Source organism: Hyalangium ruber, assembly GCF_034259325.1.
GTDB lineage: Bacteria > Myxococcota > Myxococcia > Myxococcales > Myxococcaceae > Hyalangium_A > Hyalangium_A rubrum.
The window spans coordinates 1-14,478 of record NZ_JAXIVS010000025.1; the positions used below are offsets into that span (position 1 = coordinate 1).

Annotated in this window: 11 protein-coding genes; 9 read left to right on the top strand and 2 right to left on the bottom strand. The window is 64.6% G+C overall.

Annotated elements, in window-relative coordinates:
- Window positions 1-1,301 (bottom strand): serine/threonine-protein kinase (locus SYV04_RS41420; protein WP_321551631.1); only part of this gene is annotated, 1,301 nt, incomplete at its 3' end.
- Between the two features lie 308 nt (window positions 1,302-1,609).
- Complete coding sequence (locus SYV04_RS41425; protein WP_321551632.1) at window positions 1,610-2,962, bottom strand: choice-of-anchor A family protein; 1,353 nt, start codon at window positions 2,960-2,962, stop codon at window positions 1,610-1,612.
- A 648-nt stretch (window positions 2,963-3,610) separates the two neighbouring features.
- Here SYV04_RS41425 and SYV04_RS41430 point away from each other — a divergent pair.
- The 9 genes from SYV04_RS41430 to SYV04_RS41470 all read left to right on the top strand — a co-directional run bounded on the left by SYV04_RS41430 (window position 3,611) and on the right by SYV04_RS41470 (window position 14,470).
- Window positions 3,611-4,540 carry a Hint domain-containing protein gene (locus SYV04_RS41430; RefSeq protein WP_321551633.1) on the top strand — a complete coding sequence of 310 codons (930 nt, stop codon included), beginning with the start codon at window positions 3,611-3,613 and terminating at the stop codon, window positions 4,538-4,540.
- A 249-nt stretch (window positions 4,541-4,789) separates the two neighbouring features.
- On the top strand, window positions 4,790-5,614 hold the full coding sequence (locus SYV04_RS41435; RefSeq protein ID WP_321551634.1) for a Hint domain-containing protein: 825 nt from the start codon (window positions 4,790-4,792) through the stop codon (window positions 5,612-5,614).
- 83 nt (window positions 5,615-5,697) lie between these two features.
- On the top strand, window positions 5,698-6,567 hold the full coding sequence (locus tag SYV04_RS41440) for a hypothetical protein (RefSeq protein WP_321551635.1): 870 nt from the start codon (window positions 5,698-5,700) through the stop codon (window positions 6,565-6,567).
- A gap of 247 nt (window positions 6,568-6,814) precedes the next feature.
- On the top strand, window positions 6,815-7,960 hold the full coding sequence (locus SYV04_RS41445; RefSeq protein WP_321551636.1) for a hypothetical protein: 1,146 nt from the start codon (window positions 6,815-6,817) through the stop codon (window positions 7,958-7,960).
- Between the two features lie 123 nt (window positions 7,961-8,083).
- On the top strand, window positions 8,084-9,487 hold the full coding sequence (locus SYV04_RS41450) for a hypothetical protein (protein WP_321551637.1): 1,404 nt from the start codon (window positions 8,084-8,086) through the stop codon (window positions 9,485-9,487).
- 71 nt (window positions 9,488-9,558) lie between these two features.
- Window positions 9,559-10,659: a Hint domain-containing protein gene (locus SYV04_RS41455; RefSeq protein ID WP_321551638.1), complete on the top strand. Its 1,101-nt coding sequence runs from the start codon at window positions 9,559-9,561 to the stop codon at window positions 10,657-10,659.
- Between the two features lie 167 nt (window positions 10,660-10,826).
- Window positions 10,827-12,101: a chymotrypsin family serine protease gene (locus SYV04_RS41460; RefSeq protein ID WP_321551639.1), complete on the top strand. Its 1,275-nt coding sequence runs from the start codon at window positions 10,827-10,829 to the stop codon at window positions 12,099-12,101.
- A 264-nt stretch (window positions 12,102-12,365) separates the two neighbouring features.
- The gene (locus SYV04_RS41465; RefSeq protein ID WP_321551640.1) at window positions 12,366-13,790 is read left to right on the top strand and encodes an MATE family efflux transporter; all 1,425 of its coding nucleotides are present in this window, start codon (window positions 12,366-12,368) and stop codon (window positions 13,788-13,790) included.
- Window positions 13,791-13,852: 62 nt separating this feature from the next.
- On the top strand, window positions 13,853-14,470 hold the full coding sequence (locus SYV04_RS41470) for a nucleoside deaminase (protein ID WP_321551641.1): 618 nt from the start codon (window positions 13,853-13,855) through the stop codon (window positions 14,468-14,470).
- Window positions 14,471-14,478: the final 8 nt, after the last annotated feature.

The following is a 14,478-nucleotide window of genomic DNA, read 5'->3' on the forward strand; positions in this document are numbered from 1 at the left end:
CGCTCGCTGCCATCGAGAACCCGGGCACCGTCACGCTGCCGAAGGCCCAGGGCTGACCACCTCTCCCTCCGTGCGGCCAAGGACGGGGCAGCTCCGTGTCGGGACGGGGCACGGCGAGGACTTACGCTGAACTCCACAGGAGGACGACAATGGGGCGCGCGCCGCTGGCCTTTGAGCGGTTGCTCGGGCAAGGGCCGCCCCAAGCGCTCCTGGCCGGCAGGCTCCTCTCCTTGGGCCGCAGGTCCCGTCAGGCTGGTGTCGCCGAGCCCTATAGGATCGCGGCCCCCCAGCTCTTCGCTCGTTGTGTGCTGAGCAGCGTCTTCCCGCGCATGCCGCAGTGTCCATCCGACTGTCACTGCGCCCACGCTTCCCACGAGCACCGCGCACGCAAGCATCCATGCCGGCACACGAGCCCGTGTAAGCGACCATCCGGAGGGACCGTCAGCCTCCTCGCATTTCGCGGAATGCTCCCATTCCTTACGAGCGAAAAGAGGCAGGTCCGCGCCTGAAGCTGGATTCCTGGCGGCTGTCTCCAGGGCTTTGGCCAGCTCGCCCGCGGAGGGACGCTCGTCGGGCCGCGCCGCGAGCATGCGGAGGATGAGGGCATCCAGTTCCGGAGCCACCCGGGGGTTGAGTTCTTGCGGCGGCCGGGGCGGAGTCCAGTTCAGGCGCAAGCCCCCACCCGCCTCCTCGCGCACGTCCACAGGCGGGAGATACTGGCCCGTGACCAGACGGTAGGCGCTCACTCCCAGGGCAAACACATCATCCGCCGGCTGGGCCTGATAGGTGGCGGGGGCGTTTCTGGGGCGATGCAGCTCGAACTCCCAGGTTTCGGGACTGCGATATTTGTCGGTTCCCGGTGGCAGGCCGTCTCGCGTCACCGGGGGTGCGCCCGCGTAGGTGCCCGCGCCGTAGTCGATGAGGAAGACTCGGTGCGAAGAGGAGCTCACCAGGATATTGGCGCCTTTGACATCGCGGTGCAGCCCACCTGCCGCATGCGTGGCCTCCAGTGCCCGTGCGACCTGCGCCAGCACCCGGCTCGTTTCCTGGGAGGAAGGATTGCTCCTCTCGGGCCACTCGTAGAGCGGCAGGCCCTCCACCCACTCCATGACCAGGTACGGATAGACGGCGCCGCTGGGGTGTTGCCACTCTCCACTCGCCAGCAACTTCGGCACGCTGGGGTGCTGGCTGAGCGAGAGCAGCTTCGCCTCCCGGGGGAAGCGAGGGTCGAAGGGAAACCAGGCCACCTTGAGGACCACTGCACCGCGATGCTCCCGCCCCGCCAACACGGCGCGGAACACGGCTCCGAACGAGCCTCCGGCGTGATAGCCCTTCACCTTCCACGGCCCCACCTGGGTACCTGGAGGCAGCCAGGAGGGTTCCAGCTTCAGCAAGGGCATCATCCGCGGTGAGTCCGCCTGGGATAGGAGCAGTTCCAGTTGCTCGGAGCTACCCTACCTCAGGGGTGGGGAGATTGTCCGGCGCCCCCACATGCCCGCGAACGTACTGCCACTCCACAGCACTCCTTCCCCGCTGGGCCCTGGGCAGCACCCCGCCGATAGGCCTCCATTTCTCCTATCGTTATGAGGCTGCCAGAGAGACCCTAACCTCAGTCGTTGCCGCCGCGGCCTCCACCACCGTTGCCGCCGCGGCCTCCACCGCCGTGGCCGCCACCGCCGCCGCCGCCATGGCCTCCACCACCGCCGCCGCCGTGGCCGCCACCACCGTGGCCTCCACCTCCACCGCCACCGCCGTGGCCTCCACCGCCGTGGCCTCCACCGCCGTGACCATCGTTGGGGCAACCGTCACCATCGTGGTGACCGCCACCACCACCGTGGCCTCCACCGCCGTGGCCTCCACCGCCGTGGCCTCCACCGCCACCGCCGTGACCGTGGTCATCGTTGGGGCAACCGTCACCACCGTGGTGACCGCCACCACCACCGTGGCCGCCACCACCGTGGCCGCCACCACCGTGGCCACCGTTGGGGCAACCGTCACCATCGTGGTGACCGCCGCCGCCACCACCGTGGCCGCCACCACCGTGGCCGCCACCACCGTGGCCGTGGTCATCGTTGGGGCAACCGCCATCATGACCACCATTGCCGCCGTCAGGCGTACCACCACCATTGCCGCCGTCGGGCGTCCCCCCGCCATTGCCGCCGTCGGGCGTCCCCCCGTCATTGCCGCCGTCGGGCGTACCCGGAGGAGGAGTCGGCGGCGCCTGGCAGATGCTGTGCTCATCCAGCAGGTTGAGGTGGCCCTCGGCGTTGCCCGTCAGCGACCTGGCGTAGATGCCGCCATCGAAGCTGCCGTTGGTGAAGTGGATGTCAGCGCGGGGCGCCAGCACCGTGCCCCAGAAGCCGAAGCCCTGGGCGGTGATGCTGGTGGTGTCCACGAAGTTGTAGAGCACGCCGTGCTGGTCGATGCCTCCGCCGAACTGGGTGGCGAAGCCGCCGAAGGTGGCCGAGGAACCGCGGATGTTGACCACCACGAAGGAGCCGGCCGGCGCTTCGATGGACCACAGCGCGGCGCCGGTGAAGTCACTGGCGTTCACGTCGAAGACGTTCCGCTGCGCATCCGTGCCGCGCAGCATGAGTCCGCCCCAATTCTCGCGCGTCGTGGTGCCGTTGGCCGTCAGGCCGGCCAGCTGTGTGGACAGGCTGAGCAGTTGGGCTGCGCGGGCGGTAAAGTCGATGGGCGAGCCCTGCGTCACAGTCCCGCGCGGGTAGACCACTGACGGGTCGGCGCTGTAGCTGCCTCCGTGCCACGTGTCACCCCAAACGCCGCCATTGGTGAGCGTCAGGTTGCCGCCCGCCACCAGCGTGTTGGCGATGTCCGTGGCCGGCAGCCTCCAGCCCACCGAGAAGTTGTCCATGGTGATGTTGCCAGCCGCCGCGACCTTGCCCTCCACGTCCGTGCCCAGGTTGTAGTCCCCGAGCAAGAACAGGTTGTAGTCATTCAAGCGGACCGTGACGACCGGGGATTCGGGCGGGCAAGCGTCGGCATCGTTGAGGTGGCCGCTATTCGCGCCAGCCCCCTGCGATTCATCTCCAGAACCCACCAGACCGCAGGCAGGGAGCGACAGCAGAGCGGCGGCCAAGGCAAACGCACGGAAAGCACGCATAACAGGAATACTGTCACTAAACGGTCCTTCCAGGCCACGTCAAAATCGGATCAACCACATTTTGTCATGCACCCGACACTCGCTGCGCCGGCGTCCCGTGTCTGGCTCAGCGGAGACTTCGCACGGCCTGGGCAAGTCATGTCTGTTTTACGGAAGAATTACAGCTTTCCAGGATAAATAGGGGCGATCTGGTTTTCCTGGAGTGAAAAATTAGAGACTGTTAGTATGGCATGTTGGGCGATGGGCTGACGAGACGTGGGTTTTCTGGCCCATCACCCATCAACCCGCCGCCATACACCGCCAAGGAGTTGTGAAATGACAGGGAGAACTGTCGCTCAGGCCGTGCTTTACGCATCGCTTCTCGTACCAGCGGTTGCCAGTGCTCAGCCTATTCTCCAGCAGCGCTGCAGCCTCGACAACCTGGACAATGCCGCCGCCGAGTCCCGTGTCCACTGGGCCCGCCGTTGTGCTTTGAACCAGCACGTCATGAGCCCCGCGCAGGGCTTCGATACGGGCATCCCGTCGTCCAACAACGCTGGCAACCTCATGGAGTACATCGAGGCAGACCTGGGCGCCAACTGGTCCGGGCAGAACTGCTACACCGGTCAGGCCGACGCCTACGAGGTCAACAGCTCCTTCGTCAACAAGATCTACCTCAGCGGCATCACCAACCAGTTCACGGATGGCGCGGGCTTCAAGTCGTGGCTGCGTCCGGCGACCCGGAAGAAGCCCCGCCCGCTCTACCCCACCTTCGGCAGCCAGTACGACATCTACAGCCCCAGCAACCTCCAGCTCTTCCCCCACCCCACGCTGGCGGACTGCAGGCTCTATCTGGACCGCAACGGCACCCAGCCGGCCACCGCCCACTCCTTCTACATCAACGGCTACTGCGAGGCCTCCTGCTATACCCCGGACCAGGCTCTGCTCTTCACGGATGGGTACAAGCCCATCCTTGAGGCGCTCGAGGATCGCCGCGAGGATCTCGTCACGCTGACGCCAGATTCCTCGCTCGACAACATCCAGCTCCAGCAGAACAAGACCTACAGCTACACCGCGGAGTTCCGGGACAGCACTCACCCCATCATCGAGCTGCGCACCGCCTCTGGGGGATTGCTGCGCGTCACTACGGAGCACGCTGTCCTCAACAGCCAGGGCCGCATCGTGCAGGCGCAGACGCTGAAGGAGGGGGATGAACTGCTGAAGGCGGATGGCACTCCGGATCCCATCACCAGCGTCGAGAGGACCACCTACTTCGGCAAGGTCTACAACCTGCGCCCGGTCTCGACGGACCTCGTCTCCAACATCGTCATCGCCGAGGGCTATCTCGTCGGCTCCTCCTCCTACCAGAATGATGATGTGGGCTACATCAACCGCATCATCATGCACAAGCAAGTGCCCCCAGAGCTCATTCCCTGAGCCGCTGAGGCTCAGCCGACGCCTCGCCGGCTGAGAAGTACCGGGAGGTGAGGAGAGTCCCTGGCTCTCCTTGCCTCCGATTCCTTCACACACCCCTTGTGCTAATTTTTCTTCACTTTCCGTCTTGACTGGAGAATCCGGTTTTAGAGAAGCTATGCCCCGCCCAAGTCGTGGCAGCCTCTGCACAGGCAAGCCACTCATCGCGGGCACACCAAGAAAGCGGAGGCCTCAATGAAGTCTTTCGGCATCATGAGCACTGTCCTTCTGACCATGGCGTTCTCGGCCGTGGGCTGCGGCGAAATGGCAAACCCTGACGAGCAGAACAACCCCTCGACCACCCCCGAGGAGGTGACCGCTCAGAGCGCCATGTCCCTGGCCACGTTCCAGACCCTGGCGAACGTAAGCGACAACACGGGGCGCTGTGTGGGTGGTAACACCGTCAGCTTCTGCAACGGGGAGCTGGACTACGCCTACCTCATTGGCCTCATCACCGTGGACGCTTACAACTGGGGTCGCGCCAACGGGTACTACCCGGTCATCGACCGCTACGACACCATCCAGGCCATCTGCAAGTGCGGTTGCTTCGAGGCCGAGACCTCCATCCTCACTCAGGATGAGCGCGGCGCCGCCCTCTGGACCAAGGCCAAGGACATCAAGAGTGGCATGAGCCTCATGTCTCTCAACGAGGGCGTCTCTCTCAGCAGCCCCTCCATGAGCATCAAGCCCCTCAAGGCGCTCACCCGCGGCAAGGAGGGTCCCGCTCTCCACGTCTTCAAGCTCGACAACGGCCACATCCTCAAGGTCACCCAGCACCACGGCATGCTCCTGAGCGATGGCCGCGTCGTCGCTGCCCACTCCGTCGATGTCGGCGCTGAGTTCGTAGCCCTCGACGGCTCGCTCGTGAAGGTGACGGGACTCGACTTCGAGTTCACCCAGGACGAGGTGTTCAACTTCGAGGTCGGCGCCTCCGACAAGTCGGGACACTTCATCGCAGCCGAGGGCGTCCTCGTCGGCGACCTGGCCTGGCAGAACCAGCTGGCTCGCGAGGTCGGCTCCATCGCTGTCCGCAAGTAGTCCTGCTCGGGTTCTGCTGCCGACGAGCGCGATTCCCTTCGGGGAGCGCCTCGTCGGCAGCGCTCTTTTCCCAAAGGTCTCCCATGGCATCCAGCAAGCGGCAGTGGCTCGGCATCCTGGTGGCGGTCGTCGCCTCTCTCGTTGCGCTTGGCGCCGTCTTGTTATGGCTGCCCGACAAGCAGCCCTCTGGCCCCCCAGCGGAGCACTCGAAGTCCCAGGCCGAGGCCCGGCCCGCGGGGGCCTCCCCGGCATCCCCCAAGGCACCAGACCCCGGCGTCGAGCACGCCACGGGCATCCCCGCGCAGGCGCGCGCTCGCCTGGATGGCAAGGCCACGGAGCTCGCCCAGCAGCGGCTGGAGCAACTGCCGAACCCCGCCGTGCAAGACAGTATCGGCGGCTTCTCCAAGCAAGACCTGGAGCAAGTCCTCGGCAGCTATCGTGAGATGAAGGCCGTCCAGGGGCTGTACAACCAGCGCGTCGAGCGCGAGCGCCACGTGAAGAAGATCCTCGAGAGCCCCCACGGCGTGGCCATTGCCTCGAAGTCCCTGACGGACTTCACCTTCGCGCAAGAGGCCTTCGGTGAGTTCCAGGCCGAGGCCCGCTATTTCTCGATCGACGTGCTGAAGGCGACCTCGAGCCAGGGCAACCATGAGCCGCTCATGAGCACCGCCAGCCAGCTCGCCCAGCAGTTCGCCCTGCTCAGCGCTGACTCCGAAGGCTTCAAGAAAGGACGCCGCGAGGATCTCTATGATGTGCTCACCGCATACATCGATGTGGTGGGAGAGGACTTCCTGTCCAGCGCGGACATGAAGGTCATGCAGCAGCTGGGCTACACGCCCCAACTGCCAGCCCACGTCCGGAAGGTCTACGACGACGCCCTGTTCTTCCGCCTCAATGTCAAGTTTGGCCGCCAGCGCGCTGTCGCCATCACCTCCTCACTGCTCGGCGAGTGAGCTCATGTCCCGCTCGTGCGTTCTCTCGGTCCTGGTGGTCTTCCTCGGCCTCGCCGGGTGCGGTGGTGAAGAACCACCCCCGATTCCCGACCCTCCTGATCCGGGCGAAGGAGAGACCTCGCTCGAGAAGCAGATGGGTAGCGCTCTGACTGCCATTGAGGAGCAAAGAAGCACCTGCATTCGGGAGCCCACAGCCCCGTCCTGCCAGCCGCAGGCCTTTCGCTTCGATCCCGCCACTCAGTTCAACATGGCTCACGCCACGGATGAGGCCATCCTGATCGTGGATGAGTTCTCGAAGCTGCCCCTCCGGACCGTTCGTTACCAGAACCGTCTCAAGGGGTACCTGAGAGCCGAGGCGGGAGGAGACATCCGCCCAGTCCAGTTCGACTGGAGCATGCAGGCCACGCTCTTCTCCGTGCTCAAGCAGTTCGCTACCCCTGATCTCATTCCCGCCGCGGCGCTCCGAAAGCTCAGTGAGCCCCTTCACAGAGCCTTCCCCCCAGGGGCCGAAAACGTCGGACACGGGAGCATCGTCTTCTCCCTGCTCATCGAGGCCAACCCCCGCCAACCCATCGTGGTGCTGGATCGGCCCACCTTGCATGGAATCGCTCTCGCGGAGTTCTGTGATGCCACGGGTGCGAGTCACCCGGCGCTGTTCGACAAGTCCGAGCACGCGGCCAGTGAGCTGGTGCGCATCATGCGCGAGCACAACGTCCGCTTCGTGAACGTAAGCTTCGGGGAAACCCTCGAGACGATTCAAGGCAGCTGGCAGACCGTCTGTACGGGGAGCCTGCCCAGCGATGAGCTCCTACGTGAGAAGCTGGCGGCCTATGCCCCCATCGTCAAGGCCCTCACCGGCACGCCCGGGGTCTTCGCCGCTCAAGCGGCGATCGATGCCTCGAATCCTCGAGACTTCCCATATGACTTCCCCTCCCAGGACTACCCGAATCGGGTACTCGCCGGCTTCTTCACCTCGCTCGACTCAGGGCTCGACGCTCAGGGCCAAGGCGACTCCGGCTCGCTGGTGGGCTGGCCCGAGCGCCAGAATGTAGACATCTACCTGAACAGTGGCGTGCTTCCGCAGCGCCCCTTCCCTCACAATCGGACCCCTCTGCTTCAGGTGGATGGGTTCGGTGTCGACATCTATCCGATCGCCTCCACTGCCACCTCCTGGATCGCGCCACTGGCGCTCTCGCGCTTCATCCACTTGCGATACTCAAGCTTTGAGAGTCGCACGATGGATGATGCGTTGATTTCTGAGATTCGCGGCCAGATGGTGCCCGCGGCATGTGGTCAGTCCAGCGAGGCCTGCGTCTATCAGGATCCCTTGCTCCACGGGCAAATCGAGGCCGTGCGTCTCGGCTACTGGAGTCGCCAGTACGTCTCGCCGTGAGTTGATCTCCATTCACGATTAGATTGATTTTCCGTCTTTTCTGACTTGCCAGTTATTGCTGGTTCTGAGATGTTATCAGAACACTTGGCAATGGTAGCCTCCCTTTCTAGGCGAGAAACACTCATGTCTCGTTCGTCCCTGCGGGCAGTCCTGGTGTCCTTCTTTGGTCTCGTCGGGTGTGGTGGCGAAGACTTCCTTCTTCCTCAGAATGAGCAGCCCGCCGAGTCAGCCGCGGAGTCAGTCGGCGTGCTCTCGCTGCAGCAGAAGATCACGGATGCGCTCGGTCAGATCAGCAGGCACAAGCAGATCTGCACCGAGAATCCGTCAAGCTCGATCTGCCAGTCGCGGCCCTTTCTCTACAATCCCAACGACTTCAACATGGCCCCCAATGCGGGCGAGGCCATCTTGATCGTGGATGAGTTCCCGAAGTTGCCCCTGCGCGCCATCCGCTACAAGAACCGTATCAAGGAGTACCTGAGGGCCCAAGCAGGGGGAGACATTGGCGCAGTCCTGTTTAGCTGGAACGTGCCGCCAGCGCTTTCCAACACGCTCAAGTCGTTCGCTGAGCCTGATCTCATTCCCGCCGAGTCGCTGAGGCCGCTCAGTGCTCCGCTCTACGAGTCCTTCGGCTACCTGAACCTGGATAACTTCGGGCACGGGAGCATCGTCTTCTCCCTGCTCATCGAGGCCAACCCCCGCCAGCCCATCGTGGTGCTGGATCGGCCCACCCTGCATGGAATCGCTCCCACGGAGTTCTGCGATGCCACAGGTGCGAGTCACGAGGCGCTGCTCGACAAGTCCGAGCACGCGGCCAGTGAGCTGGTGCGCATCATGAACGAGCACAACGTTCGTTTCGTGAACCTGAGCTTCGGGGAGACCTTCGAGACAATCCGGGGCAAGTGGCAGAGTGCCTGCACGGGAAGCCTGCCCAGCGATGAGATCCTGCGTGAGAAGCTGGCGGCCTATGCCCCCATCGTCGAGGCCCTCACCGGCACGCCCGGGGTCTTCGCCGCTCAGGCGGCGATCAATGCCTCGAATCCTCAAGACTTCCCGTATGACTTCCCCTCCCAGGACTACCCGAACCGGATGCTCGCGGGGTATTTCACCTCGCTCGACTCGGGGCTCAATGAGCAGGGCCAAGGCAACTCCGGCTCGCTGGTGGGCTGGCCCCAGCGCCAGAATGTAGACATCTACCTGAACAGTGGCGTGCTTCCGCAGCGTCCCTTCCCGTACAATGAGACCCCTCTGCTTCAGGTGGATGGGTTCGGCGTCGACATCTATCCGGTGTCCGCCACCACTACGTCTTGGATTACCCCGCTGGCGCTCTCGCGCTTCATCCACGTGCGGAACGCGACCTTCGGGACCAACGAGATGAGCGATCTGCTGATCTCCGCGATTCGCACCAATATGGTGCCAAAGGTTTGTGGCCAGCCCGCCGCGACTTGCGTCTTCCAGGATCCGCTGCTCCACGGGCAGATCGAGGCCGTGCGCCTCAACTACCGGAGCCGCGAGTTTCAGGAGCCCTGAGTCTCAGTGTTCGCCGTGCCCCGTCATGACGGTCAGAACCCACGTTCTACCTCCAACGAAGGAGTCGTGAGATGGCAGCAAGATCTGTTGTTCAGGCCATGCTCTATGCGTCGCTGGTCCTGCCAGCGCTTGCCGGTGCTCAGCCCATTCTGTTGCAGCGCTGCACCGCTGACGGCCTGGACGCTGCGGGAGCCGAGGCGCGCGTCCACTGGGCCCGCCGGTGCGCGCTAACGCTGCACGTCGTCTACCCCAGCCTGGGTTGGGACACCGGTATGCCTTCGGCAAACAATGCCGGTAACCTCATCGAATACACGGAGGCCGACCCCAGCAGCAACTGGTCGGGCCAGAACTGTTACACGGGCCAGAGTGACTCATACGATGTCAACTTCTCCTTCGTCAGCAAGCTCTTCCTCTCCGGCCCGACCAACCAGTACACAGATGGCGCTGGCTTCAAGTCGTGGTTGCGGAGTGCAGCCCGGAAGAAGGCTCGCCCCCTCTATCCTATCTTCGGCAGCAGCTACGACATCTACAGCACCGGCAATCGCCAGCTCTTCCCTCACCCCACGCTGACCAACTGCACGCTCTACCTGGACCGCAACGGCACCCAGCCTGCCACCGGCTATAACTTCTTCCTCAATGGCTACTGCGAGAACGCCTCCTTCACTCCGGAGCAGAAGGTGCTCTTCTCGGATGGCTCGATGCCCATCGTCGATGCGGTCAAGTCCCTCCGAGAGGACCTCGTCACCCTGACGCCCAACTCCACTCTCGACACCGTTCGGCTTCAGCAGAATCAGACCTATAGCTACACCGCGGACTTCCGGGACAGCACTCACTCCATCCTCGAGCTGCGCACTGCCTCCGGCGGCTTGCTGCGGGTCACCGAGGAGCACGCCATCATCAATAGCGAGGGCCGCATGGTTTCGGCTCAGACGTTGAAGGTGGGCGATGAGCTCCTGACGATGGAGGGCACCCGCGACCCCCTCGTCAGCATTGAGAAGACCACCCACTACGGCAAGGTCTACAACCTGCGCCCGACCTCTTCGGATCTCGTCTCCAACATCCTCGTCGCCGAGGGCTATCTGGTCGGCTCTTCTGCCTTCCTGAATGATGAGATTGGCTATCTCAACCGCATCGTCCTCCACAAGCAGATCCCCCCCGAGCTCATCCCCTGACCTGCCCCGACCTGGAGAGCTGAGCCCAAGTCGCTCGGTCGCAGGTCCTACGTTCAAGCGCTGACACCACCAGAAAAAATGACCCACTCCGACGGTAGAGTGCCTCCGCCCGGCCAGCCCCCAAGGCTGGCGCCGTGGGCATCACTCGTTTCCCGAGGAGAGTGCATATGTCGAAGCAGAGCATCCTTCGCGTGGCGGTATCTGGAGCCATGCTGGGGCTGGTGGGCTGTAACGGAACCCTCGAGCGGGAGGAAGCGGTAGCGCCGGTCTCCCGTGAGGCGGATGTGCGGACGAACGCGCCCTTCAGTCCCGCGCGGAACAGGACGCTGGATGATGCGCTCCTGCAGGTCGAGGCCGACGTCCCTGGCTTCGGGGGCATGTACTACGACGAGAAGGGCCGGCTCGTCGTGCGCATGGTCCACACGGCGCCCGCCTCCGCAGCCCTCGCCGCCGAGCGCGCCATCACCTCGGTGTTCGGGAAGGAGAAGGTACCGGCGGAGGGAATGGTGATGGAGCCGGCGACCCGCACCTTCGCGCAGCTCAAGGCGCTGCAAGAGCGCATCACCCCCGACGTTCTGTCCCAGGCGGGCGTCGTGCTCACGGACGTGGATGAGAAGACGAACCGCGTCGCCATTGGCATCGAGCGCGCGGCGGCGCGGCCGGGCATCGAGAAGGCCATCGATCGGCTGGGTGTGGCGCGCGACGCCTTCGACATCGTCGAGGTGGGCCCCGTCCTCCCGGCGAACGTGCAGGGTGCCTGGCGGCCCATCACCGGAGGGATCCAGATTGAAACGCCGGGCAAATACTGCACCCTCGGCTTCGCTGCGCTCCAGGGCGGCACGCTCGGCTTCGTGACCAACTCGCACTGCACCCAGACCCAGGGTGGCGTCGAGTACACGCCCGCCTATCAGGCCGTCTACCCCGACCATGCCGGCACGGAGATCTCCGACCCGTATTACAGCAGCGGAGGCAGCTGCCCGGCGGGGCGCATCTGCCGCTACAGCGACAGCGCCTTCTTCAGCACCAGCACGACGGTCAACCCGCTCGTGGCGATGACGCCCGGCGCCTTCAACCTGGGCATCTCCAGTTGGCTGAATGTGCCCGGCAAGGTGCTCTACCCCTCGCAAGGGCAGGTCGTCCACAAGACGGGCCGCACCAGCGGCACCACCAGTGGCACCATCGAGTGGGCGTGTGCCACGGTCAACTCGGGTGGCGGGGCGCACACCTACTTCTGCAACTACATCGCCACCAGTCCCCAGCAGAATGGGGCCGGCGGTGACAGCGGCTCACCCGTGTACATCCTGTCGGGAAACAACGCCTGGCTCACGGGCCTGATGTGGGGCGCGGGCTCCAACCCGTGGCACTTCGCCTTCGCTCCGCTGGGCTCCGTCCAGAACGAGCTGGGCATCGTCCCCTACTGCCAGGGCTTCGTGGGCTGCTGACCATCGCCGCTCAAGCCTCTCCGCCAGAGAGAGCCGCGGGCGCTTTGGGGTGGGACCGCTCCTGCCCTTGAGCGCTCGCGGCGATGAAAGGCCTTGTCGCGCACCCCTCGTGTCCGTTACCTAGGGGACAGGTGCCGAGGGGCGCCTGAACCCGAAAAAGACGACGTCACCCTCGCTGTGCTCGCGGTTCGACATGTTGCTTGTCAGTTCCTTCCATGGTCCACCATCGGGTGCGGGCCGCTGTTCAACTGACAGGTGCGACATATGAAACCCGGCTTTGGACGCGATCTGACCACCGGCAGCATCCCCCGGCACATGGTCGCCTTCTCCATCCCCATGCTCCTGGGGAGCTTCCTCCAGACGGCCCACAGCTTCATCAACGCCATCTGGGTGGGGCAGTTCCTCGGCACCCCGGCGCTGGCCACGGTGACGGTGAGCTTCCCCGTCATCTTCTTCCTGTTCGCCATCGGGATGGGACTCACGATGGCCACCAGCATCCTCGTGTCGCAGAACTATGGCGCCAGGCGGATGGACGAGGTGCGCAAGGTCGTCGATAGCTCCACCTTGATCATCTACTCCCTGGCGATCGTCCTCACCGCACTGGGAGAGCTGTTCGCCCCGAGCATCCTGCGCGCCATGGACACGCCCGCGGATATCTTCGACGCGTCCGTGAGCTATCTGCGGATCTTCCTGCTCTCGCTGCCCTTCGGCTTCGGGTTGTTCCTGCTCCGGAGCCTCCTCCAAGGTGTGGGCGACTCGAAGACGCCCCTCTACTTCCAGCTCGTCTCGGTCCTCTTCGCCACGATCCTCGACCCACTGCTGATGCTCGGCTGGCTGGGCTTCCCGAAGCTCGGCCTGAACGGCACCGCGTGGGCCACGCTGATCTCCCAGATCGGAGTGCTCGTGGCCCTGGTCGTCTGGCTCCGAGCGAAGAAGTCACCCGTGGCTCCGGCCTTGCCGCGCCTGAGTCACCTGGGGCCAACGACCGGGACGATGCTGCGGATCGGTCTGCCCTCGGCCGTGCAGCAATCCTTCATCTCGATCGGCATGGTGCTCGTCACCGGCATCGTCAACGGCTTTGGGGAAGAGGCCACTGCCGCCTTTGGTGCTGCCTCTCGGATCGATCAGATCGCCTTCATGCCCGCCATGACGTTCGGGATGGCGATCTCGACCCTCGCGGGACAGAACCTGGGGGCGGGCCACCACCATCGCGTCAAGGAGATCTTCCTCTGGGGTTGCCTCTTCAGCGGTGGAGCCACGCTCCTCATCTCGGCGGTGGCCGTGGCGTTCCCTGATGCACTGCTGCGGATCTTCGTCACGGACGCCTCGGTCCTCGAGTTGGGCGTCTCGTACCTGCACATCGTCGGGGCCTCCTACGTCTTCTTCGGCCTCCTCTTCGTCAGCAACGGGATCATCAACGGTGCGGGCCACACCCTGACGACGACTGTGTTCTCGCTCATCAGCCTCTGGGTGATACGCGTCCCCGTCGCCTACTGGCTCTCTCGGCACATGGGCAACGTGAAGGGGGTCTGGTACGCGCTGGCGCTGAGCTTCGTCGTGTCGTTGAGCGTCAGCATGGCGTACTACTTCTCGGGCCGATGGAAGCGGTCGCTCGTCAAGAAGGCTCCGGCGGGTCCGGCCGCGCAGAATCCCGCCGAGGTGTTCGGCCATGAGACAGGGGAGGCTTGAGAGCGAGCGGCTGGCCGCGCTGTCTGATAGGGATGGGCCGTACGCTTTCAGCAGGAGCGATGATGAACGACGCACACCCTTTCGCCACACGCGTAAACGCACAGCTGCCCGACTGGCTCGTCAAAGAGCTGCCCACGTACAACGCGCGCTTGCCCACCGCCGCGGAGCGCGCCGCCCTCGTCAACAAGCTCGCCGCTCGCAATTACAAGGAGGGCAATGGCGGGCCGTTCGCCGCGCTCGTCGTTGACCCCGCGACGGGAGAATTGATCTCCATCGGCGTCAACGTCGTGTTGAGCTCGGGCCTCTCCTCCGTGCATGCGGAGGTCATGGCGATCTCGCTCGCCCAGACCCGCCTCGGGGCCTGGGACCTGGGCTCGGCTGGGGGTCGCGAGCTCGAGCTCGTCGTCAACTGGCGCCCATGCACCATGTGCTACGGCGCGCTCGTCTGGTCCGGCATCAAGCACCTGCTCCTCGCCGGCGATGGTCCCGAGTGCGAAGCGCTCACGGGCTTCGACGAAGGGCCCATGCCCACGGACTGGAAAGCAGAGCTCGAGGCCCGTGGAATCCGCGTCACCTCTGGAGTGCGGCGGGATGAAGCGATCGCGGTCTTCGCCGAATATGGCCGCTCGGGCGCGCTCGTCTACAACGCTCGCGGAACCGGCTCACGCCTGCAGGACTGAATCACCCA